At 40.4% G+C, this 21,710-nt stretch carries 22 protein-coding genes; 8 read left to right on the top strand and 14 right to left on the bottom strand.

Translation table 11 applies throughout. The features are described from left to right. Nucleotides 1-46 precede the first annotated feature (46 nt). From ASG14_RS10585 to ASG14_RS10575, 4 genes are all read right to left on the bottom strand, one after another. Nucleotides 47-2,179, bottom strand: coding sequence for an AAA family ATPase (locus ASG14_RS10585; RefSeq protein ID WP_056871048.1), 2,133 nt, complete (start codon nt 2,177-2,179; stop codon nt 47-49). A gap of 46 nt (nt 2,180-2,225) precedes the next feature. After that, a complete protein-coding gene (locus ASG14_RS10580; RefSeq protein ID WP_056871047.1) occupies nt 2,226-2,999 on the bottom strand; it encodes an HAD-IIA family hydrolase in 774 nt (257 codons plus the stop codon). 106 nt (nt 3,000-3,105) lie between these two features. Continuing rightward, on the bottom strand, nt 3,106-3,273 hold the full coding sequence (locus tag ASG14_RS20265) for a hypothetical protein (protein ID WP_157274903.1): 168 nt from the start codon (nt 3,271-3,273) through the stop codon (nt 3,106-3,108). A 196-nt stretch (nt 3,274-3,469) separates the two neighbouring features. Further along, nucleotides 3,470-4,546, bottom strand: a complete 1,077-nt coding sequence (locus ASG14_RS10575; protein ID WP_056871046.1) for an acyl-CoA desaturase — start codon at nt 4,544-4,546, stop codon at nt 3,470-3,472. Between the two features lie 313 nt (nt 4,547-4,859). On the opposite strand from ASG14_RS10575, the gene ASG14_RS10570 reads away from it, so the two are divergent. From ASG14_RS10570 to ASG14_RS10560, 3 genes are read left to right on the top strand one after another with little or no spacing between them, the layout of a single operon-like run. Next, complete coding sequence (locus ASG14_RS10570) at nt 4,860-6,365, top strand: ankyrin repeat domain-containing protein (RefSeq protein WP_056871045.1); 1,506 nt, start codon at nt 4,860-4,862, stop codon at nt 6,363-6,365. A gap of 1 nt (nt 6,366) precedes the next feature. Beyond that, nucleotides 6,367-6,852 carry a DUF2271 domain-containing protein gene (locus tag ASG14_RS10565; RefSeq protein ID WP_056871044.1) on the top strand — a complete coding sequence of 162 codons (486 nt, stop codon included), beginning with the start codon at nt 6,367-6,369 and terminating at the stop codon, nt 6,850-6,852. 15 nt (nt 6,853-6,867) lie between these two features. Further along, the gene (locus ASG14_RS10560; protein ID WP_056871043.1) at nt 6,868-9,054 is read left to right on the top strand and encodes a PepSY domain-containing protein; all 2,187 of its coding nucleotides are present in this window, start codon (nt 6,868-6,870) and stop codon (nt 9,052-9,054) included. On the opposite strand, the gene ASG14_RS10555 is transcribed toward ASG14_RS10560, so the two are convergent. From ASG14_RS10555 to ASG14_RS10535, 5 genes are all read right to left on the bottom strand, one after another. Further along, entirely contained in the window at nt 9,055-10,068 is a 1,014-nt protein-coding gene (locus ASG14_RS10555; RefSeq protein WP_056871042.1) for an FAD:protein FMN transferase, read from the bottom strand. A 65-nt stretch (nt 10,069-10,133) separates the two neighbouring features. Next, nucleotides 10,134-10,958, bottom strand: coding sequence for an MOSC domain-containing protein (locus ASG14_RS10550; protein ID WP_056871041.1), 825 nt, complete (start codon nt 10,956-10,958; stop codon nt 10,134-10,136). Between the two features lie 95 nt (nt 10,959-11,053). Next, on the bottom strand, nt 11,054-13,291 hold the full coding sequence (locus tag ASG14_RS10545) for a xanthine dehydrogenase family protein molybdopterin-binding subunit (RefSeq protein WP_056871040.1): 2,238 nt from the start codon (nt 13,289-13,291) through the stop codon (nt 11,054-11,056). Nucleotides 13,292-13,308: 17 nt separating this feature from the next. Further along, nucleotides 13,309-14,328, bottom strand: coding sequence for a xanthine dehydrogenase family protein subunit M (locus ASG14_RS10540; RefSeq protein WP_056871039.1), 1,020 nt, complete (start codon nt 14,326-14,328; stop codon nt 13,309-13,311). Continuing rightward, nucleotides 14,315-14,818, bottom strand: a complete 504-nt coding sequence (locus tag ASG14_RS10535; protein ID WP_056871038.1) for a (2Fe-2S)-binding protein — start codon at nt 14,816-14,818, stop codon at nt 14,315-14,317. Before ASG14_RS10535 ends, ASG14_RS10540 begins: the two co-directional genes overlap by 14 nt. A gap of 256 nt (nt 14,819-15,074) precedes the next feature. On the opposite strand from ASG14_RS10535, the gene ASG14_RS10530 reads away from it, so the two are divergent. After that, nucleotides 15,075-15,344, top strand: a complete 270-nt coding sequence (locus ASG14_RS10530; RefSeq protein ID WP_056871037.1) for a hypothetical protein — start codon at nt 15,075-15,077, stop codon at nt 15,342-15,344. A 67-nt stretch (nt 15,345-15,411) separates the two neighbouring features. On the opposite strand, the gene ASG14_RS10525 is transcribed toward ASG14_RS10530, so the two are convergent. Further along, on the bottom strand, nt 15,412-16,257 hold the full coding sequence (locus ASG14_RS10525) for a cyanophycinase (RefSeq protein WP_056871036.1): 846 nt from the start codon (nt 16,255-16,257) through the stop codon (nt 15,412-15,414). A 222-nt stretch (nt 16,258-16,479) separates the two neighbouring features. Here ASG14_RS10525 and ASG14_RS10520 point away from each other — a divergent pair, with 222 nt between their 5' ends. Then, the gene (locus ASG14_RS10520; RefSeq protein WP_056871035.1) at nt 16,480-16,857 is read left to right on the top strand and encodes a response regulator; all 378 of its coding nucleotides are present in this window, start codon (nt 16,480-16,482) and stop codon (nt 16,855-16,857) included. A gap of 22 nt (nt 16,858-16,879) precedes the next feature. On the opposite strand, the gene ASG14_RS10515 is transcribed toward ASG14_RS10520, so the two are convergent. From ASG14_RS10515 to ASG14_RS10505, 3 genes are all read right to left on the bottom strand, one after another. Further along, nucleotides 16,880-17,374 (bottom strand): DUF421 domain-containing protein, encoded by a 495-nt coding sequence (locus ASG14_RS10515; RefSeq protein WP_056871034.1) that lies wholly within the window; start codon nt 17,372-17,374, stop codon nt 16,880-16,882. Nucleotides 17,375-17,598: 224 nt separating this feature from the next. Further along, nucleotides 17,599-17,805 (bottom strand): hypothetical protein, encoded by a 207-nt coding sequence (locus ASG14_RS10510; RefSeq protein WP_056871033.1) that lies wholly within the window; start codon nt 17,803-17,805, stop codon nt 17,599-17,601. Between the two features lie 50 nt (nt 17,806-17,855). Continuing rightward, nucleotides 17,856-18,065: a hypothetical protein gene (locus ASG14_RS10505; protein WP_056871032.1), complete on the bottom strand. Its 210-nt coding sequence runs from the start codon at nt 18,063-18,065 to the stop codon at nt 17,856-17,858. A gap of 148 nt (nt 18,066-18,213) precedes the next feature. Between ASG14_RS10505 and ASG14_RS10500 the strand changes: the two genes are divergently transcribed. Further along, nucleotides 18,214-18,420, top strand: a complete 207-nt coding sequence (locus ASG14_RS10500; protein WP_056871031.1) for a hypothetical protein — start codon at nt 18,214-18,216, stop codon at nt 18,418-18,420. A 112-nt stretch (nt 18,421-18,532) separates the two neighbouring features. Beyond that, complete coding sequence (locus tag ASG14_RS10495; protein ID WP_056871030.1) at nt 18,533-18,787, top strand: hypothetical protein; 255 nt, start codon at nt 18,533-18,535, stop codon at nt 18,785-18,787. 49 nt (nt 18,788-18,836) lie between these two features. Here the strand turns inward: ASG14_RS10495 and ASG14_RS10490 are convergent, their stop codons facing one another. Further along, entirely contained in the window at nt 18,837-19,265 is a 429-nt protein-coding gene (locus tag ASG14_RS10490) for a response regulator (protein ID WP_056871029.1), read from the bottom strand. A gap of 253 nt (nt 19,266-19,518) precedes the next feature. Between ASG14_RS10490 and glgX the strand changes: the two genes are divergently transcribed. Continuing rightward, complete coding sequence (gene glgX / locus ASG14_RS10485) at nt 19,519-21,633, top strand: glycogen debranching protein GlgX (RefSeq protein ID WP_056871028.1); 2,115 nt, start codon at nt 19,519-19,521, stop codon at nt 21,631-21,633. The last annotated feature ends 77 nt before the right edge of the window (nt 21,634-21,710 follow it).

Genomic DNA, 21,710 nt, shown 5'->3' with positions numbered 1-21,710 from the left:
CTAATAATTACAAACCTTTGAGCATTGTGTTCAAAGGTTTTTTGTTTTAAAAAAGCTCGCTCGTTCCAAGGTAACCATTAACTGATTTTAGAATTTCGCTGCCAATTTCAACTGCATTTCCAATACCAACGCCTTTTATTGCAGCAAGCTGATCGGTTGTTTTAGGTAATTTCGCTGCGATTAATAAAATGGCCTGTTCAGAAAGAACGTTGTGTTCGGGAACATTTCTCTGCTCGCTAATGGTTTTTCTTATCTTTAGCAGGTTGTTAAACAACTGCAAATTTGCGATTTCTTTGGGTTCGATAACGATTTTTGGTTTTCGTCCGGTTTGAACAGGCTCATATCTGCTGCCCGCTTTATGGTAGGCTTTTGTAAATTCAGAGGTGTCAAAATCTTCCCATCGCAACTTAAATAAAGTTAATTTCAGGGATAAATCATTTATCAAAACACTAATTCTGCTTAGTATTTTTTCCGCCTTTTCATCAATATAAATATTAAGCTCATTAAATTTATCTGCCTCTGTCAATGTCAGTTCCAGCCTCGGAATAAAATAGTTTGAAGCCTTGATTAATCTCCCCATAAATTCAGCTTCATCTTTTACCGCTCTCAGTTTTGACAGGTTAGCAAACTCTTTTTTAATAAATTTCCCGGCAACATTAATTATTTCACCTTCGATCACTGATTCCAAACTGCGAATGATTTCTTGAAAAGCAGCATTCCCTGGGTTGTTTCCAAAGCTTGATTTTTTTAACGCCAACCAGTTTTTCTCGATTGCAGTAAAATCAAGCAAATCATGAATCAAAGTCCACTCATAATTCTTTATCGCGTTTTCCAGTGCTAATGCATCTGGCTTGGAAATAACGGCCGCTCTGGTAAATTTAATTACCCGCTCATCAGTAATTACATTATTTAGGATGATGGGCGATTTTAAAATCAAGCCTTCCAAACTTCGGCAACGGCTCAATGCTACGTAAGCCTGCCCATGCGTAAATGACGAGCTAACATCAACAATCGCCTTATCGAAAGTTAAACCCTGGCTTTTATGAACAGTTATTGCCCAGGCCAGCTTAAAAGGATATTGTGAAAAAGAACCAGTATTTACCTCCTGAATTTTATTGTCGGCGGGGTTTAAGTTGTATTTAATGTTTTGCCATTCTTCACGTTCAACATTTAGCGGGCTATTTTCATCGTTAAATTTCACCTTAATGCCATCGGTTGTTATCTCGGTAATTAGCGCTGATTTGCCATTGTAGTAAAGTTTTTTCCCAGACGAATCATTCTTAACAAACATAACTCTGGCGCCAACTTTTAACTCCAGAACTTCATCCACCGGGTAAGCATCTTTCGGAAATTCGCCAGTAATTTTAGCGCTAAACTGATGGAGTTCGGCATCCAGCTTCTCTAAATATTGCTGATTAATCCCTGTAACCAACTTATTATGAGTAGTTAGCGTAATGTATTCCTCGGTTTTAATATGTTCCAAACTTACTTCATAGCGCTTGTTCAGCTCCTTTAATAAGTTTTCAGGGAGATTATTTTCTCTGATTCCGTTTAAAATTTCGAGAAAAGTCGGGTCCGATTGTCTGTAGACTTTATCGAGCTGAAATGTTGTAAGCCTGTTTGCCTGGATAACATGACTATCGAAGAAGTAAGGACTGGTGTAATGGGCTTTTAAAATATGCCAGGCATCGTGTGCAACTGGAGATAGTTGATATAAATCGCCAATCATCAATACTTGTACGCCACCAAAAGGCAGTTGCGATGATTTGACATTTCTTAGTGCCATATCAATAAAATCCAGCACATCGGCCCTAACCATACTAATCTCATCGATAATTAATAATTCAAGGCATTTAAGCAATTTTATTTTTTCTGAAGCATATTTTATCGGCTCTGCAGAATTGTTCGGGATAATTGGGCCAAATGGAATCTGAAAAAAAGAGTGTAGCGTTACGCCGCCCGCATTTATCGCGGCCACAGCTGTTGGCGCAACCACGGCGTAGTTTTTTGTTGTTGTTTCTTTTATGTGTTTGAGTAATGTTGTTTTACCAGTTCCAGCTTTCCCGGTAAGAAAAATTGATTGGTTGGTAGATTTTAAGAAATCGAGAATGAGCTGATGTTCGTGGGCCAATTTGTATTTTTTAGAATAGGATAAACCTTTTAGTGGATTACCCGCCAAAAATACAATGATTTTTGAAATGATACTAAAAATGTTAGTATCTTCTTTACCACCAGCTTAATGGAAATTCAATTTCATCTACTGAGCTTGCAATTAAATCGGGCTTAAATGCGTAATGGCTCAGTCTGTCCTTTGTCGAGATGCCGGAGAGCACTAAAATAGTTTTGTATCCCATTTGCACGCCACCCTGAATATCAGTTTCCATGGTATCGCCAATTACAGTGGTTTCAGATGTTTCCAAACCTAAAAACTTGCGGGCAGAGCGCATCATCACCGGGCTTGGTTTTCCAGTTACAAATGCTCTTCTACCGGTCGCCTCTTCAATCATCGCCGTCGTGGCGGCAATGCCGAGATTGTTCCATCCCGGTTTTTTAGGGGAAGGGTCGCGGTTGGTTGTGATAAATTTTGCACCTGCTAAAATCATATCTACCGCACGTTGAACCATTTCCAGTGTGAAATTTCGGCCTTCGCCAAGCACTACAAACTCGGGGTCGGTGTTTACAAGTGTTATTCCGTTTTCGTGCAGGCTACTAAGCAAGCCGCCTTCTCCTAATACGTAAGCCGTGCCACCCGGACTCTGGTCGCTCAGAAATTTCCCGGTAGCCATAGCGCTCGTGTAAACGTGCTTGTCTTCAACTTTTATACCTAAACTCTTTAACTTTCGCCGAACTTCCAGGCTTGTCCGCTGACTGTTATTCGTCATAAACGCAAAAGGAATATCGTTTTTTAAAAGATTATTGATGAATTTATCTGCCCCGAAAATTAATTCCTCCCCACTATAAATTACCCCATCCATGTCAATTAAAAGTCCCTGTTTCATAAAAAAAAGCTAAATAACGGTAAACCCAAATATAAGATTTAAATAATCGTTATTTGTACATTTAATAATAGGAAAGGATAAGTTGTCTTCTTTTGGGAAAGAAGAATTAGTCGCTGTATTTTCTTTTAACGGCGTAAGATTGGTACCACAAATAAAATACCCAAACTAAAATTACAGTGCTGTAAATTAATTCAGGTTCATAATAATCTGAACCTATAAGTATTATAACTGTAGAAATCAAAACCGTCAGGAAGAGATAGAAAAAATTCTTCATAACTTACTGATTTAGTGGTTTCTGTATACCGTAAATATACCATTAATCAGTCAGTGATGCAAATAACTGCGTGTTTTCGTGAAAATTTTACCTTTTTCTAAAGTAATCTATGTTTTTTTTCAATAATGATAACTTATTACATCATTGTATGATTATTATGATAAAATACGTGTGAGTAGTTCTCGTGTTTTAGAGACTAACTTCTGCCCATCTTTTTAAGCATATGGAAATGCGAACGTAATGCCAGTGAGAACGTTCTGTTTTCATTATAAGCAATTCCATATTCTAATGCAGTCGTTTTAACAATTTTTGAAATCCAGCCATAATGAATATGGCAGATTTTAGGAAAAAGATGGTGTTCAATTTGCCTGTTTAATCCTCCAAGAAAAAATGCGGCGAACTTGCAATCTGTCGCAAAATTAGCAGTGGTACTCATTTGATGCTCGGCCCATGCTTCCTGCATATTTCCATTTACGTCTGGTATAGGGAAGTCGGTACCTTCCACTACGTGAGCGAGTTGAAAAACAAGCCCCATTGTGAAGCCCTGCGCAAGATGTAAAATTATGAAGCCGATAATAACCTGAATCCAGGTAAGGTCGGTAACCAAAATAGGCAACGCCACAAACACAAAGTAGTAAAGTGCTTTATAAAAGAAAAGATTGAAATACTCCACGGTCGGGTGCTTGCTAACGTGTGCCCCAACTGAAGCTTGAAAAAACTTTTTGTAATCTTTTCTAAGTACCCAAGATAAGGATGCGATACCGTAAAGTGGGAAAGCATACCATTGTTGATAGCGGTGAAATCCTTTCAACTCATCCGATTCGGATATTCTAATTAAGCCTGGAGCAACCTCTATGTCTTCATCGTGCCCCGCGATGTTGGTGTAAGTGTGGTGGACCACGTTATGCGTGATATTCCAAACGTATGGGTTTGCACCGAGGAAATTGAAAATAAAGCTCAACGATCTATTAACCTTTTTCGATTTAGAAAAAGAACCATGTATTGCATCGTGACATACGTTAAAGCCGACAAAAGCTGCGGTCATGCCCAATAAAATAGTTAAAACAACGAGCCAGATTAAACTGAGGGGTGTTAAAAGAATAATAAGATAAAGGGAAAGGTAGGCTACAAGAAAAACAGCTGTTTTTACCCACATGCTTAAATTTGCATTAGGCGAAATCTTGTTTTCTTTTAAATGATTGCCTACTCTTTTTCGTAGTTCAGAATAAAACGGACCCGCTGCTGCGCAGGGAAATTTTGCTTTTAATTTCATTGAAATATCGGGTTAAACAAATTTGTTTCACCACTATTTCATTTAAGCAGCTATGTAACTCATTATTTGAAGGGAAGTCCCTGCAGTTTGTACGCTGCTAATATAGGTACGAAAAATGCCGTTTATTGGATTGACACAATATTTATTTTTATGTGGAGATAGATATTGGTAACCCAAATCCTAAACGAAATTTTCGAAGCTGAAAAATTCTTCAAAAATAATTCGACATTAGTTCTTATTTAGACTAATTCTTGTTAATTTTGGAAACTCGACAAATCCGGGGAATAAACATTCTCATTACAAAAACAGAAAAATGAAAAAAATCTTGTTATCAATAGCGCTCTTATGCTCGGTTTCTGTGTATGCTCAAAAAAACGTTCTGCTTGAATCTTCATTTTGGCAAACTAAACCAACAGTAGAGGCGGTAAAAGCCGAGGTTGAAAAAGGTGCAAATCCTGCTCAGTTTAATCAATCTAGTTTCGACCCTGTGGTTATGGCCATAAATGCCGATGCGCCAAATGAAACGATAAAATATTTATTAACCCAACCAGGAAATAATATAGATAAGCCTACACATGACGGCCGTATTTATTTGCATTGGGCTGCTTATCGGGGAAATGACGAGATAACGGGTTATTTGATTTCTAAAGGTTCTGCTTTAAATTTTGTAGATAGCCATGGCGCTACGCCACTGAGTTTTGCGGCATCTGCCGGCCAACAGAATACAAAAATATACGACTTATTCGCAGCGAAAGGTGCGAACCTAAAGGCTGAAAAAAATGGCGCTGGCGCCAATTTATTGTTGTTAGGAATTGGTAATGATAAGGATTTGAAACTCACAGAATATTTTGTTTCCAAGGGTTTGGATTTAAAAAGCACCGACGCTGAAGGCCACAATGCTTTTGGCTACGCCGCAAGAGCCGGCAATGTTGATGTATTAAAAGCGCTAATTGCAAAGGGCGTTCCTGTTGATAATGGAGCCATTTTGATGGCCAGTGAAGGTTCTCGCAGGGGTGCAGCGCCAATTGAAGTTTTTGAATACCTCGAAAGCTTAAAAATAAAGCCGACTACGCTAGCAAAAGATGGAAAGAATGTTCTGCATGCGCTTGTTAGAAGGGCGGGCCAAAATGCCTTAATTGAACATTTTATTGCTGCCGGAGTTGATGTAAATCAAGCTGATGCAGAAGGCAATACCGTGTTGATGAATGCTGCGATGTCTAACAGAGATACCACCGCCTTAGCAATAATATTACCTAAAGTAAAAAATATAAATCAGGCGAACGCCAAAGGTATAACAGCACTCGCAATGGCTGTTAACAGTAATTCTGCTGCTATTGTCAACCTACTTATCGCAAAAGGTGCTAATCTTAAGGCAGTAGATAAGGAAGGAAATAATCTGGCTTATTATCTGATTCAGGGTTATAGTCCTGAAACTGGTCGTCCCGCCCCCGCTGGCATGCCATCCCGGGCTCAGGATTTTGCGCAGAAGCTAGCGCTTTTACAAGCAAAGGGCTTCAACATTACAACACCACAACAAAACGGAAACACTTTATACCACCTGGCTGTAGCTAAAGGAGATCTTGCACTTGTAAAGCGTTTGCAGGATTTGTCAATCGATGTGAATGCTAAAAATAAGGAGGGGATAACGCCTCTGCATAAAGCAGCAATGATCTCTAAAGATGATTCAATGCTAAAATATTTGCTATCAATTGGGGCTAAAAAAGACCCGAAAACTAGTTTTGATGAAAGTGCCTTCGACCTTGCAAGTGAAAATGAATCACTTAAAAAAGACAATGTATCACTCAGTTTCTTAAAATAATATGACTAATTTCTTAAAAATTTCTTTGCTTGTATTAGCAATAGCATTTATAAAACCGAATCAGGCTGGTGCTCAAACGGCAAAGTATAAATGCATGATTCAAATGACGAATTACATGGGTGAAGGTGCATATATCGTAATTTCTTTAATCGATTCAAAAGGCCAATACGAAAAAACGCTTTATGTTTTAGGTTCTGATAAAAAGTGGTACAACAGTTTGAAAGAGTGGCATAAATTCAACTCCAAAAAACGAGCAAACATTAGTGCAATAACCGGCGCTTCGTTAACCGGCGGAGACAGAGGTGTTTCAGTCATCGATATTGATAAGTCGAAAATTAATGCCGGCTATAAGCTTCGTTTTGAAAGTGCTGTGGAAGACCACAAATACAATGTGAAAGATCTTGAAATTCCGCTGACAACTGAAGCGCTGGCGGCAAAAACTGACGGTACAGGCTATATTAGATACGTTCGTTTTAGCCCTAATTAATTTTTATTTAGGCTAATGACAAATCATTTTTGGAGGTACAGCCATCTTGCTCTGGCTGTATCTTCTTTTCTTTTTCTATTGCTTGCCTGCCTTACAGGCGCAATTTTATCTGCGGAACCAGTTGTAAATCAACTAAAACCATTTGCAGCGAAGAATCTCAATGAGGTTAATCTGGCTCAGACGCTTCCAGTTTTCCGAGAAAATTATCCCGGTATCACAAAAATTTCTGTTGAAAGCAATCGCTTTGTTTTGATAGAAGGAACGGATAAGGAAGGCAAAAATGTTAAAGCATATGTTGAGCCATCAACAGGAAAGATTATTGGTAAGCCAACCAGGAAGAGTGAGTTTTTCCAATGGGTAACCAGTTTACATAGGTCTCTTTTTTTGCATGAGCTTGGCCGGATTTTTATCGGCTTAACGGCGTTTTTACTCATCCTGATTGCGGCTTCAGGCATAATGCTCACCATAAAGCGCCAGCGCGGAATACGACGTTTTTTTGCAAAAATACCGAATGATGGTTCTTCGCAATATTACCACACTGTTTTTGGACGCCTGTCTTTATTATTTATTCTTTTAATAGCACTCAGCGGAACCTACTTATCCTTAACTACATTAGGTGTTATCAAACAGGTAAAAACAAACGTGGAGGTAGATTTTGACACCATTAAGCCCGGTAAACAAGTACCAATTAAGGATGTAGCGCTTTTCAGGGATACCAAATTATCCGATGTAGACAAAGTGGAATTTCCGTTTTCTGACGATGTTGAAGATTATTACACCTTAACTTTAAAAGATAGGGAACTTGCCGTAAATCAGGTTACTGGAGTCGTAATCGCAGAGCAGAAATACGCGTTTTCCGTATTGGCAAACAATATGAGTATGGATATTCACACCGGGCGGGCGAGTATTATTTGGGCCGTTATTTTAGGGATTGCGTCTCTTAGTATTGTGTTTTTTATTTATTCGGGCGTCGCGATAACTTTGAAACGGATAACGAGCAGGAGTGGTAACAGATTTTCCAAGGGAGAGAGTTCGCACATTTTGTTAGTAGGTTCCGAGAATGGAACAACAGATAAATATGCCTCTGCTGTTTTGAAACATTTGTTCAAGGCCGGGATAAAAGCTTACATAGCATCGATGAACGAGTACGACCTTTACCCAAAGGCAGAACATTTATTAATTTTTACATCTACTTACGGATTGGGCGAGCCACCGGCAAATGCGACGAATTTTTTTAAATTGATTGATGAGCGGGCGCAGGAGAGACCAATCAACTTTTCGGTACTTGGCTTTGGCTCCAAATCATACCCTGATTTTTGCAAGTTTGCTTTCGATGTTCATAATAAACTTTCTACAAAAAGCTGGTCCACGCCCTTGATAGACATTCATACCGTTAACGACCGGTCTCCCGGCGATTTAACATTGTGGCAGGAATCATGGTCGCAAAAAGCTGATATTTCTTTCGAAAATTTTGCAGCAGCGGGAAAGGAAAAGATGAAAAAGCTGAAATCTTTTACGGTAAAATCAACTGCGAAATATGACGATACTTTTCTTCTTGAGATTCAGAGCAGCGGCAAACTGAAGGCAAAATCAGGCGATTTACTTGCCATTTATCCTGCAAATGATCATCGTGAAAGACTTTACTCCATTGGTGTAATTGACAAAAATGTAACCTTAAGCATTAAGCTTCATGAAAATGGCCTCGGTTCCGGATTTCTTCACTCACTGGCAGAAAATGATAAGCTTAATGCCAGAATTGTGCGGAACTGGCATTTCCATTTTCCGGCTCAGGCGCCTGCCGTGCTTATGATTTCTAATGGAACCGGGATAGCACCTTTTCTGGGTATGATTGATGAAAATGTAAATAAAATTTCCTGCCATTTGTATTGCGGCTTCAAAAATACATCTTCTTCAAAACCATTTGCGAAATTCCTCGATCAGAAGCTGAGCGAATCGAAGTTACAAAAGCTGGATATTGCATATTCCAGATTTGGGGTTAAACAATACGTTAGCGATTTAATTGCACTTGACGCAGCGCTAATTGCGGAAAAATTAATCGATTCGTGTGTGATAATGATTTGCGGCTCGCTTTCAATGCAGAAAGATGTATTGTCGGTTCTGGCCACTATTTGCTCAGAAAAAACGCCTCATCCGCTGTCGTTTTATCAATCCAGAAATCAGATTTTGATGGATTGCTATTAACTACTTTACCTGTTTGGGCAACTTAATTTTTGAAAGCGCCAATTTGTTTTTTGAAACCAGAAACTCGCCTTTGTCAGTAATCATCAAGTAACTGTAAGCAGGGAAATTTCCGATCAGTTTTTTTCCATTTACAGGCCCCAAAACCATTATTGAGGTGCTTAAACCGTTTGCAACTTCTGCACTCGGTCCCATAATGGTAACACTTATTAATCCTGTGGCGGGGTAACCGGTAGCCGGATTAATAATGTGCGCATAGCGCTTACCGTTAAATTCTACAAACTTTCTGTAACTTCCTGAGGTTACGATTGCATTCTGTTTCATGGCTACAACGGCAAAAATGGTGTCTTCTTTCATCGGATTAGTAATTCCAATTTCCCAATTTTTACCATTTGGATTTTTCCCCCAAGTACTCATATCGCCAGAGGCATTAACAATTCCCGCTTTAATCCCCTTCGAAAGCATCAGTTCCCTGCATCTGTCGGCCGCATAACCTTCTCCTAAAGCTCCAAAGCCAATCTTCATTCCTGGCAATTTTAAAAACACAGTAGAGTTTGCTGTATCTATAAGTATGTTTTTATAGCCAACTTTCGCAACCGATTTTTTGATGGTTTCTGCCGATGGCATTTCTTTCATGGAGCCGTCAAACTTCCAGATTTTATCCATCGCAGCAAAGCTGATGTCGAATGCGCCGTTCGTGATTTTGGAAAGCGCAATAGCCCGTTGGGTTAGCATGAGCAGTTCTTTATCAACCTTTACCGGCTTAATACCTGCATGGTCATTTATCATTGATACCTGAGAATTTGGTTTCCAGTCAGAAATCAGGCTTTCAATTCTTGAAATTTCAGCAATTACAGTATCGATGTTTTGTTCGGCACTTTCCCTGCTATCTGCAACAATGCTGATGTCAAACCGCCCACCCATTAAAATCGTAGTTCTTTTTCTTAGCACCTGCGCCTGTGTACTTAGCGTGAAAAAGACTATAATATAAAAGAAAATGTATTTATTGTAAGCCATTTGGCATGTTTTAATAGATTAGATATTATCCAGGCAGGATTGTGATGTTGATTGATTTTTGCGCTTTATCCAGCCTGGCGTTTCGACGATTTTAACTTCAGTTCCATACCGACTTTAATCTCGCCTGTTCCATGGTGGATAAGATTTTGTCCGAACATGACTTTATTATTTTGCAACCGGTATTTTGAAAGGGTTTTTAGTGGTTCCTGACCTTTAACTGCAGTTTGTTGATCTACTGTTATCAAAACACACCTGGCGCAAGGTTTTACTGCAGAGAACGTAACCTGGCCAATTTCAAAATCTTCAAAACTGTCTTCAACGTGTGCTTTGCCTCCTTTAAATACCAGATTAGGGCGAAATCTGTCCATTAGAACTGGTTTTTCCAACTTTGAATTTAAATAATCCAGGGACTGTTCACCAATTAATAGACAAGGATAGCCGTCTGCAAAGCTTACTATTTCAGCATTTTTTGCATAGCTGGGGTCAACTTTTCTTTTAGCCTGCTCCGGCATATAAACAAGTCTGAGCGGCATCTCCATATAGTTTGAAAACCATTCGCTAACATTCTTATCCACTTCAATACCTTCCGTTAAGTCATCCCAAATCGTGACCGGAATAACCTGTCCGTTAGGTTGATCAGCAGCGAAAGAGATGCTGTTTTCGGGCGCTGTTTTGTTGAATACAATAATTTCTTCGCCACGAATATCGACCTGCAAGAGCGCTAACGATGGATATTTTCTTTGGGTGATAAACATGCCTTGTTCATCAATTAATAACCATCTTCTATCGTACCTGAGTCCTTTTTCTTCGATAACTGACGCTTCTAGATTTATTCCACCCAGCGATTTAATCGGGTAAATATAAATGGCCGAAAGGTAAAATTGATTCATGCTCTAAAGATAGCAAACAACGTAAAAACATTTGCTGCTATTTTTAAAGTTTTGGCTGCAATCTTACAGCAACCCGTCAACTTTTACATTACAGGTCAAATCAGTTCATCAAAATGTACAGGCAATTTATAGATGCGTTTTCCGGTGGCATGGAAAATTGCGTTAGAAATCGCTGCAGGCATGCTAACCAGTCCAATTTCACCGACGCCTTTAGTACCGAGTTCGTTAATTAGATCATCTTTTTCATCTACAAAGATTACATCAAATTGCCCAATGTCTGCATGTACCGGAAGGTGGTATTCGCCCAAATTTGAATTCATGTACTTGCCCAGGTTTGCATCCATAATTGTTTCCTCATGGAGGGCTTTACTTAGTCCCCAAACCATAGAACCTAAAATCTGGCTTCTGGCGGTTTTTGGATTAATGATTTTGCCAGCTGCAACGGCCGTAACGGCTCGTGTTACAGTTACAACGCCTAAATCTTTATCAACCTCAACTTCAACAAAGCAAGCGCTGTGGCACGCCAAACTGTATTTTTTAAGCCTTAAAAAATGCGGTTTGCCCATATTTGTAGTTTTAACGGGCATATTTTTGTTAAATGCGATTATTTCCTTTAGGCTAACCGACTTACCCGGGTCATTTTTAAGAAAAATTGAGCCGCCACTAAAAATAACTTCATCATCAGCAATTCCTTTAAATGGCGAACCAGCCATTTGGGCCGCTTTTTTTAGTAATTTTTTCCGCAGTGCTTTTGCTGCAACAACAATTGCAACCCCGGTGGATGATGTAATTGACGATCCGCCCTGAAACATAGAGAATGGCTTTTTGCTGTCGCCATACCGGAAATCTACATTTTCAATTGCAAGTCCAAGTTCATCCGCTGCAATCTGGGTCATTACAGTAAGCGTTCCGGTACCGATATCTGTGGTCGCATTGTTTAAAACAAGTTTTCCATCTGCAGTTATCATGGCTTCCACACGCGAGGGGAACTGCAAAGAATCCCAAATACCTGTAGCCATACCGTAACCAACTAGTTTATTGCCCCGAACCATGCTTCGCGGTTCTGGAGAACGTTTTTCCCAGCCAAATTTTTCAGCAGCCTCAAGATAGCATTCCCGTAGTGCCTTGCTTGTAAATGGCTTTTTGTTAGATGGGTCTATATCGGAATAATTTATCAGCCGCAAATCCAACGGATCGATTTTTAGCTGATAAGCAAGTTCATCCATAGTACATTCAATTGCATGCAGCGCAGTACTTCCGCCCGGCGCCCGCATATCAATCGGCGTATAAACATCCAAAGGGATAACATTTTGTTCGAATAAGGTATTTGGAGCAGGGTAGAGGCGGTGGCTCCAGGATGCTGTTGGCTCGGTGTAGTCTTCAAAATTTGATGTTTCTGCAAAAACTTTATGACTAAGGCCGGTTAATTTGCCATTTATATCTGACGCGAATCGAAGGTTCTGTATTGCTGGCGGCCTGTGACTAAAAGCAAACATCTGCTTCCTTTCCAAAACAACCCTCACATTTCTTTTTAGCAGGAGAGAGGCCATCACGCAAAGGAAAAGCTGATATTGAGGTCGTAATCCGGAGCCAAACGCACCACCAACAAATGGTGCTATAACCCTTACATTTTTATATTTGAGGCCAAAAGCATCCGCGATAAACAATTGGTTGTTAATTGTTCCCTGCGTTTTGTCGTAAATTGTTAGTTTACCATCGCCTTCATAAATTGTTGTCGTGGCAAATAATTCTATCGGGTTATGGTGTTCGGTTCCATGCTTGTATTCCGTCGTTACTTTAGCACTTGCATTACCAAAAGCAGTTTCGAAATTGCCTGTAGGAGGCGGGGGAGGCGGTTTTAGTAAGGTCGCAATTCCTTTCTTCGCTGGCCTTGCTTTATCGATGTTTTCATTGATACAGGTTTGGAACCCCTGCTCTTCAAACTCGAACACAATTTGTGTTGATGCATACCTGGCGGTTTCAAAAGTTTCGGCAACGATAAGGGCAATGGGCTGCCCGTTATACAAAATGTTTTCGTCATGCAATGGTTTAAACACGGTTCCCGGCGGTGCGTCCATGTCGGCAAACTGCAAGTCAAACCAGGCTAATTTGGTTCGGTTCTCATGCGATAACACCTCTACAACGCCAGGTATAGCCATAACTTTTGAGGTATCTATTTTTAATATCTTTCCCTTGGTTATTGGACTGCTTACCACATATCCATACAGTAGATCTGCAACTTTATACTCCGCAGCATACTTTGCCGTACCGGTTACCTTCAGTTTTCCTTCTAACCGGTTTATAGATTTGCCTACTATTTTTTCTGCTTCCATTTCCTGTTTTTTTTAGTTTAAGCAGATGGCTGTGCTCCAGGCTCTTGCGAATCAGGATTTAGTGCCATTATACAGTTTCGCTGTATCGCTTTTTTAGCAAGTTTAATCTTAAAGTCGTTGTTTCCGAATCCTTTGGCGCCCTCCAGAATAAGGTCTGCCGCCTTTCCAAAGTTTTCCGTAGTTGCTTCTTTTCCCTTAAGAAAATTTTCTGCGGCAACGCTTCGCCATGGTTTGTGTGCAACGCCACCCAGTGCAATTCTGGCATCCACAATTGTATCACCATCGAGTTGCAAGGCTGTTGCTACTGAAACTAAGGCAAAGGCATAAGAATGTCTGTCGCGAAGCTTTAAGTAGGAATAATGAGTTGCAAAGTTATTGTCGGGTAAATCAATCGATGTAATCAGTTCATCGGGCTTTAAAGTATTGTCCAAATCAGGCCGGTCGCCAGGAAGCCGATGGAAATCTGCAAACGCGATTGCCCGCGTTCCTGCAGGTCCGGCGACGTTTACAACCGCATCCAGCGCAGCCAGTGCAACACACATATCAGATGGAAATACAGCGATGCAATGTTCACTCGTTCCTAAAATCGCATGGATTCTGTTGTGACCATCCTTTGCCGGACAGCCAGAGCCTGGAATTCTCTTGTTACATGGCACCTCTGCATCATAAAAATAATAGCATCGGGTTCGCTGTAAAAGGTTGCCGCCATTTGATGCCATATTTCTTATTTGCGGAGATGCACCCGCAAGTATGGCTTTGGAAAGAAGTGGATATCGATTTTCGACTTCGGGATGATATGCCGTGTCTGCGTTTTTAACTGAAGCCCCAAGTCTAAGCGCCCCGTTTGGCAGCGTTTGAATTTGAAGTAACTCATCGAGATGATTTACATCTACAAGTTCATCGGGATTGGTAATGTTATACTTCCACAAATCTACAAGATTTGTGCCACCGGCAAGAAATTTGGTGTTTTCGCGACCGGCAACCAAATTGATTGATTCCGCCACGTTTTGAGCTTTTTTATACTCAAAGTTGTTCATAACTGCCTCCGTCTTTTACCTGCATAATTGCATCAATAATTCCAATGTTTGCACCGCAGCGACAAAGGTTTCCGCTCATCAACTCCTGCACTTCTGCTCTGGAATTCGCTTTTCCTTCTTGTAGCATGCCGATTGCACTACAAATTTGCCCTGGGGTACAGTAGCCGCATTGAAATGCATCGTGGTCTATAAAGGCTTGCTGTATCGGGTGCAATTCCACTTCAGCGATACCCTCTATACTGGTAATTTCCGAGCCATTTTTCATTACAGCCAGCGTCAGGCAGCTTAAAATCCGCTTACCATCGCATAGAACCGTACAGGCTCCGCACTGGCCATGGTCGCAACCTTTTTTTGTGCCTGTTAAATCCAAATGGTCGCGAAGAAGGTCTAAAAGGCTTACCCAAGGCAATATGCTGAGATTCTCTTTCCTGCCATTTATGGTTAAAGTGACCTCCTTTTTGCCAACTGATTTTTGTTGTGGCTGTTGCATCTGTGCTGGTTTAAAATGATTTGTTGGTTAAATGCTTATGTGCTAACATTAAACCAGGCATATAAGTTTGTCTAATCATGAAAAACCCTGACATCCACCGAAATTTAGGCTTTAACAATCTAATTTTATTTCTTTTAGCGGTGTTTGCCTCCGGCAGCAATGTCATTTCAATAGTCGGCTTGGACAAAAGCTTTTGCTGGTTTCGAGAAACTTAAATTCGTTTTATGTGTTTCACTTTTAAGAAAAATCAACAGAGATGACAAATCAAGAAGATAAAAATCAAAACCTGGGCGATAAAGAAGCAGAAAATTCTGCCGATCGTTCAAATATGCCAGACAATCAGGTTCCACGCCACCGCAGTAATGATAACAGCGAAATGAATAAAGTTAAAAGTGAAGCGGGGTTTTTAAGTCGCGAGGTTGGCGAAGGCGATTTTGGTTCTGAAGAAGCACGGGCAGATCCAGAAAAAGGCAATCCAGGACATGCAGGTAACATGCCAAATTCTGTTCAGAGCGACGACGAGTAATTATACTTTTCACCAAGTTCCGCTAGCTTTCGGTAGCGGAACTAAATAGTTTGAGCCTTTTTAGCCTTTAAATATGCGGAGGGTTTCTGCAGGGAATTACAAATTCTTCACCATCCGAAAGAACAGAAACATTCAGGTTCCTGATGGTAATTTTTTTATCGGCATTGTAATTAACAATGTTGCTTCCATAACTGTTCTCGCCATCGATTACAAGTACAACGCCAGAGCCGATAATTCTGGCGTTTAAACCTTCAGTTATCAAAACGGCCGTATCTTCTTCTATCCCAATGCCTATTGAAGCTGGGTTGGTAGCGATAACCTGAGCCATTCTAACAAATCTGCCCCGATGAACAAAATGGGTATCAATACAAACGTCTTTTAAAAATTCAAAACCAGTCGTAATCTTAACCGCGGCAGCAATCATTTCCCGTTGTCCGCTCCCTTCGAAAATCATTGGTGTAGACATGGCCATGGCCCCGGCGCTTGTACCGCCAATTACGAGCTGGTTGTGGATATACCTTTCTTTTATCGCTGTTATAAAGGCTGTGCCGCCGTATGTAGCTGTCAGTTTTAACTGGTCTCCACCAGAAAAAAAAATGGCATCGGCTGCATCAATCCTTTGCAAAAGTTCAGCATCATCGGCCGGCCGCGAGTCGTGGTGAATTTGATTAACGCTCTTTGCCCCAAGGTCTGTAAAGCAGCGGGCGTATGTAGAAAAAGTACCCTCAACGTCTTCCATTCCTGCCGTGGTTATCACTTCGATAACCGGCGATTTTTTACAAACAGAAATGAATTCACCTAACACCGTTTTGTTTGTATCCACTTCCTCCTGTATTTCCGATTTATTTTCGGCACCACCAATAATGAATAATTTTCCGCTAGGTACAGGGCAATCGTTTTTTTTCGTTTTCATGCAGTTTTGGCTAGTTCTAAATGAAAAACCCTGATAAATCGAAACTTGTTTTGCGTTTGTGTAAAGGATTATTTTTTTGCTACTGACGTTGGTTTGTATTCAAAAATTTACGCTCTGCCCTGCGTATAAATACTAATTCGAAAAGAGAACTACCTTATTATGCTTGTAATGCAATTTAGGGTAGATGTTTTCCTTTAAATTTAACAGCAACAGAATAGGGCCATGCAAAAAATCCTTCTTCAAGAAACCGATCCATCAATTTTGGATGTTTTAACAATTGCGCTACAAACAGAAAACTTTGATGTGCATGGGAGATTATTTTACGATGATTTACTGGCCGCGATCCGGGAATTTCGTCCGCAGGTTGTCTTACTGGATTATCGGTTAAACGGTACGGATTCTGCTGATGCTTGCAGGCTTATTAAAACGGCGTTTCCTTGGTTGCCGGTGCTGGCTTTGAGCTGTAACGCCCGGATAAACTTCGAGTACAAAGAAAAAGGTTTCGATGACTACATTAAAAAGCCCTTCGACCTCAGCGTGCTTTATAAGATTGTAAGGAAATACATTGAGAAAGAAATTGGTTTTCAGCAATATTTTTAGGGTGCCGACAGTTGATTGCGGGTTAACTATCAGTATGTTTTTTCACAATGCTAATCTCACCGTTCCGTTCCATATAAATTTTCTTAACCTGGTCGGTACTTTCTGTTAGAAGATTTTTTCTGATTGCGTGCATAATTTCCTCTTCGCCTATTAAGGCCCGTTTCATATTCGTGTGGATAAATTTTCCATGCTCGAACAGTGTAATTTTCTGTCCTTCGGCAAAATCACCAAACTTTGGATAGATCCTCATCAGCCTTCCTACGCCCCTGTGTAGAGAAACAATTGCGACACTTGCAACGATTACATGTAAAAATGGGGAGGCGCCCACCACACCGCGACTTAAAATTGCTCCCAGTAATATCACGATTATGTTATCCATAGGACCGTGAAGTCCAAATGAGCGCCTTCCCGAAATTCGTATTAAAGTATATGCGATTATAAATGCCAACACGGCTCGCAAAGTCATCTGTAAAATGGTTAGGTCCTTAACTAAACCGATTAAGTTCTGTAAATTCATTTTAATCTTTCCTAAAAAAATGCTCTTTGTTTGCTTTTTGCAGGAGCGTTAATTTCTGCCGGAAATTTAAAAATGATTCAGCTCAACCTTCCTCCGGATAGCTGATGCCAGGTATCAAATCCGGCAAATAATGCTCGTTACAGGAAGCAACAAAAAGACCTTGACCTAAGCAAAGGATACAACACCAAGCTTCAAAATACTAAAACAGGTAAGAACCTTCTAAATTAGTCACCTTTTTTTGGTCCGGGATAAGCGGCTGGCGATGTCCCGACTTCTGCATCCTCTTTTACCGGGTTTTCTTTCGCATTTTGCTGCATTTTCTTTAGTTGATCATCATTTCCCGCACCTTCAATAATATTTTCTGAAGGTGGTCTAACTGGTGTTTTCGACTCACCACCTGGCAGTTTTTCTGCTTGTTCATCTTGGTTCATAATATTTTTTTTTAAGGTTAACAGCCTAAATTGAGCGACTAATGTGCATGTCAATTTTGTTTTTCGGGTGGCGTTCCCATAACGGTGCTATCTGTTGTGGTGCCTATCTTGCTCTTCGCTGTGCCATCACCCCCAAAAGAATCCAAGTTTGTTGTGTCTTTCCTGGAAGAATCTTTATCCGCTTTCTGCCCACTTTCTGACGAGCATGAATATAGGCTTGTGAATGCGAAGGCAAACAGTATAAAAATCATCTTTTTCATAATCGTTGAGTTTGTTAACCTAAAAAACATTTCTATTTTAAGAAAGGTTTAAAATTTTGAAGCAGAAACTGCTGGCGGCTCACGATTCGATTATTAAGAATTTATAAACTTTTGGCATTTAGGCTGTGTTTTCAAAAGAAAACGAGATATGAAAAAGTTAGCAATCTGCCTTTGTGCACTTGGAATGGTTTTTACAATGGCTTGTGTAAACGACCCTGAAAAGCACACCGAATCAGAAGTGAACCCGGAGCTTAGTGATACCGTAAAAACAAAACGAGATAATACGGATGTGTCTCCGAGTAGTGATACAACATCGAAAACTAATGATTCGGTTAATACAAATACGCCGAAATAGCGGCAAGTCTCCGAATTAAACTCAATTAACTTTACAAACGGTTCTGATATTTTCGATAAGTATCACCGTTTGTTGCATAACCATGCACGGAAAAAAAGTATAAAATAGAAGTATGAAATTGAACGAACCTGTACTTAAGATATTGCGGAAGAAATATGAACCGGAAGCCCGTACTGAACTGAAATTTGCCAGGTATGATTTGGCGGTGAAAGCAGATTCGGAAGGCAACGCTATTTTATTGTTTATGGGTGTAAAAGATGAAAATGGAAAGATACGGGGCAAGCGGTATGCACGACGACTCGTTGTTGATAAGGATGGCCACGTACTAAAAGATCATTGGGAACACAAAGGTAAAGCTACACCTTAGCTTTCTGCGGGCCAATTTGTAGCTGGGCATCGACGGAACATTTTTTCCGCTACTTTGATGATTTTCCTTTAACTAAGGTTTTTATTTTCGGTAGCAAGCCACTATTAATTACAGGGGTATCCAGCATTGATTTAACGATATACAGTAAATCTTTTACATTGAAGGGTTTCTCTAAAACGGCATTACAGCCGTATTCTTTCATTGGCGAGATGATTTTGGCATAAGCCGACATAATTATAATTGGTGTATGTTCAAAAACATCTATTACACGTATTGCTCCGCATAGTTCGCCGCCATTCCAATCAGGCAACATGTAATCTACCAGAAATAAATCTGGCTTAAACTGCTCCATCCTGGCAAATATATTCTCGGTTTCGTACAATCCAAGGCATTCATAGCCGTTGCTCTTTAGTACATCTTGAATGGTTTCCAGCAAAACAAGGTCGTCTTCTACTACAATAATTCTTTTCCGATTCATGTATTTGGCTTTGGTTTCACTAAAAACAGCTTAAGGTATCAATTTGTTTAAAGATAAAGAAGTGATGGTTGAGGTAGAAAACCTGCCTGATTTTCAGACTGTAAATTCTCGGTTCGGCTTCGGTTTTTTACGCTTAAAAACGTAAAAATACGTTTTAAGGTGTGTTTTTACCTGAACTCTTCACTGCAGAAAACCTTGTGTACTGGCCTTATGTTTTCTTTGCTCACGATAAAACATAAACGATACTAGCCAGATGCAGACTTACATTCAACTGCCCGGGCGCCCTTATCCACTGGGCGCAACATGGGATGGAACCGGAACAAATTTTTCAGTTTTTGCGAAAAATGCTCAAGGTGTAAATCTTTGCCTCTTCGATGATTTTGGAAATGAAGTTTATGTTGTAGAACTGCTCGAACGCGAACATGATATTTTTCATACTTATCTCGAAGGAATTAACCCCGGACAAAAATACGGCTATCGGGTTAATGGTCCTTATGAACCCGAAAATGGCGCACGGTTCAATCCTAATAAATTGCTGATTGATCCTTATGCAAAAGCCATCTCTGGAGCGCTAATCTGGAATGAAGCAGTATTTGGTTATTCGCTAAACGCCGAGGAGGAAGATTTGACTTTTTCAGAGGCAGATAGCGCTCCGTTTATGCCCAAATCGGTAGTGATAGATACCGCTTTTAATTGGGAGAAAGATAAGTTTTTAGATATTCCTTACCATGAAACGGTAATTTACGAACTTCATGTAAAAGGCTTCAGTAAGTTAAATCCGCTAATTCCGGAACCGCTTAGAGGAACATATGCTGGTATCGCCCATCCGGCAAGTTTGGCGTACCTCAAAGCTTTAGGAATCACCGCAGTTGAACTCATGCCGATACATCAGTTTATTTCTGATGGACACCTGATTGACCGTGGACTGGATAATTATTGGGGCTACAATACCATCGGTTTTTTCGCTCCTGATGCTAGATACTCAGCGAGCGGCACTAACGGCGAGCAGGTAAACGAATTTAAGGAAATGGTTAAAGCCTTGCATGGTCATGGTATAGAGGTTATACTGGATGTTGTATACAACCATACCGCCGAAGGCAATCAAAAAGGGCCCACTCTATCGTTTAAGGGAATTGATAATCAAACTTATTATCGTTTGGAAGACAGTAACATGCGTTATTATACGGATTACACCGGAACCGGTAATTCGCTAAATACGAGAATGCCAAATGTGCTTCGTTTTATCATGGATAGTCTGCGGTATTGGGTAGAAGAAATGCATGTAGACGGATTTCGTTTCGATCTCGCATCTACGCTTGCCCGAGGTTTACATGATGTGGACAGGTTAAGTGCTTTTTTCGATATTATCCATCAGGATCCTAGTATTTCGCAGGTAAAATTAATTGCTGAACCCTGGGATTTGGGCGAGGGTGGTTATCAGGTTGGTAAGTTTCCTCCGGGATGGGCAGAATGGAACGGTAAATACCGCGATTTGATGCGGAGATTTTGGAAAGGCGAAAAACATACACTTGGAGAATTTGCGCAACGTTTTTTGGGTAGTCCTGATTTATACATGAAAGATTACCGCAGGCCAACGGCCAGCATTAATTTTATAACTGCCCATGATGGTTTTACGCTTCACGATTTGGTGAGCTACAATGAAAGACACAACCTGGCAAATGGGGAAGATAATAATGATGGCGAATCAGAAAATCATTCATGGAATTGTGGTGTAGAGGGTGAAACAGCTGATGAAGGAATTAAAAGTCTGCGTTTAAAACAGAAGAAGAACCTGTTGATGACCCTATTGCTTTCGCAGGGGATTCCGATGCTTGTTGCAGGCGATGAACTGGGAAAAACTCAACAGGGCAATAATAATGCTTACTGCCAGGATAACGAAATTTCATGGATTAACTGGGAAACCGCCGACAAATCGCTTATCGAATTTACCGCAGGGCTTATTGCTTTACGGAAAAATCACCCGAGCCTGAGCAGGAAAGAATGGATTGTTGGCGATAAAATTGATGAGGATGGATTGCTGGATATTGGCTGGTTTAAGTCTGATGGCGAAGAAATGACGCCAGAGGATTGGACCTCGGACGATGACTCCTGTCTCGGGATTTTTCTTCATGGTGCTGGCATACAGGGAAAAACTGCAGAAGGCGCAGACATTATGGATAGCCACTTCTTTATCATTGTAAATCCGGGCCATCAGCGTTTCAGCTTCAAATTGCCGAATAATTTATACCCTGCCAAGTGGGTAATTATTATGCAAAGTTCAACAGCAGTGCCGGCTTCAAATATTGTATTGGCGGGCGAAGAATTTATGGTTGAAGAAAGAAGCGCCGTAGTTTTTCGTGCAGATTAAACACCTCGATTAACATTTTATAAACTTTCTAAAAATTGAAGGGTTTTTTAAGAGGGATAATCGGAGAACATTATAAT

Origin of the sequence: Pedobacter sp. Leaf194 (assembly GCF_001423945.1) — a bacterium.
In the GTDB taxonomy this organism is placed as follows: Bacteria; Bacteroidota; Bacteroidia; order Sphingobacteriales; family Sphingobacteriaceae; genus Pedobacter.
The sequence above is the reverse complement of the archived record's forward strand: the minus strand, read 5'-3'. Positions and strand labels throughout refer to the sequence as shown.

Coding starts and splice junctions, on each gene's coding strand:
- ASG14_RS10580 (WP_056871047.1), bottom strand. CDS start 2,999: ATGAAACAGGGACTTTTAATTGACATGGATGGGGTAATTTATAGTGGG.
- ASG14_RS20265 (WP_157274903.1), bottom strand. CDS start 3,273: ATGAAGAATTTTTTCTATCTCTTCCTGACGGTTTTGATTTCTACAGTT.
- ASG14_RS10575 (WP_056871046.1), bottom strand. CDS start 4,546: ATGAAATTAAAAGCAAAATTTCCCTGCGCAGCAGCGGGTCCGTTTTAT.
- ASG14_RS10570 (WP_056871045.1), top strand. CDS start 4,860: ATGAAAAAAATCTTGTTATCAATAGCGCTCTTATGCTCGGTTTCTGTG.
- ASG14_RS10565 (WP_056871044.1), top strand. CDS start 6,367: ATGACTAATTTCTTAAAAATTTCTTTGCTTGTATTAGCAATAGCATTT.
- ASG14_RS10560 (WP_056871043.1), top strand. CDS start 6,868: ATGACAAATCATTTTTGGAGGTACAGCCATCTTGCTCTGGCTGTATCT.
- ASG14_RS10555 (WP_056871042.1), bottom strand. CDS start 10,068: ATGGCTTACAATAAATACATTTTCTTTTATATTATAGTCTTTTTCACG.
- ASG14_RS10550 (WP_056871041.1), bottom strand. CDS start 10,958: ATGAATCAATTTTACCTTTCGGCCATTTATATTTACCCGATTAAATCG.
- ASG14_RS10545 (WP_056871040.1), bottom strand. CDS start 13,291: ATGGAAGCAGAAAAAATAGTAGGCAAATCTATAAACCGGTTAGAAGGA.
- ASG14_RS10540 (WP_056871039.1), bottom strand. CDS start 14,328: ATGAACAACTTTGAGTATAAAAAAGCTCAAAACGTGGCGGAATCAATC.
- ASG14_RS10535 (WP_056871038.1), bottom strand. CDS start 14,818: ATGCAACAGCCACAACAAAAATCAGTTGGCAAAAAGGAGGTCACTTTA.
- ASG14_RS10530 (WP_056871037.1), top strand. CDS start 15,075: ATGACAAATCAAGAAGATAAAAATCAAAACCTGGGCGATAAAGAAGCA.
- ASG14_RS10525 (WP_056871036.1), bottom strand. CDS start 16,257: ATGAAAACGAAAAAAAACGATTGCCCTGTACCTAGCGGAAAATTATTC.
- ASG14_RS10520 (WP_056871035.1), top strand. CDS start 16,480: ATGCAAAAAATCCTTCTTCAAGAAACCGATCCATCAATTTTGGATGTT.
- ASG14_RS10515 (WP_056871034.1), bottom strand. CDS start 17,374: ATGAATTTACAGAACTTAATCGGTTTAGTTAAGGACCTAACCATTTTA.
- ASG14_RS10510 (WP_056871033.1), bottom strand. CDS start 17,805: ATGAACCAAGATGAACAAGCAGAAAAACTGCCAGGTGGTGAGTCGAAA.
- ASG14_RS10505 (WP_056871032.1), bottom strand. CDS start 18,065: ATGAAAAAGATGATTTTTATACTGTTTGCCTTCGCATTCACAAGCCTA.
- ASG14_RS10500 (WP_056871031.1), top strand. CDS start 18,214: ATGAAAAAGTTAGCAATCTGCCTTTGTGCACTTGGAATGGTTTTTACA.
- ASG14_RS10495 (WP_056871030.1), top strand. CDS start 18,533: ATGAAATTGAACGAACCTGTACTTAAGATATTGCGGAAGAAATATGAA.
- ASG14_RS10490 (WP_056871029.1), bottom strand. CDS start 19,265: ATGAATCGGAAAAGAATTATTGTAGTAGAAGACGACCTTGTTTTGCTG.
- glgX (WP_056871028.1), top strand. CDS start 19,519: ATGCAGACTTACATTCAACTGCCCGGGCGCCCTTATCCACTGGGCGCA.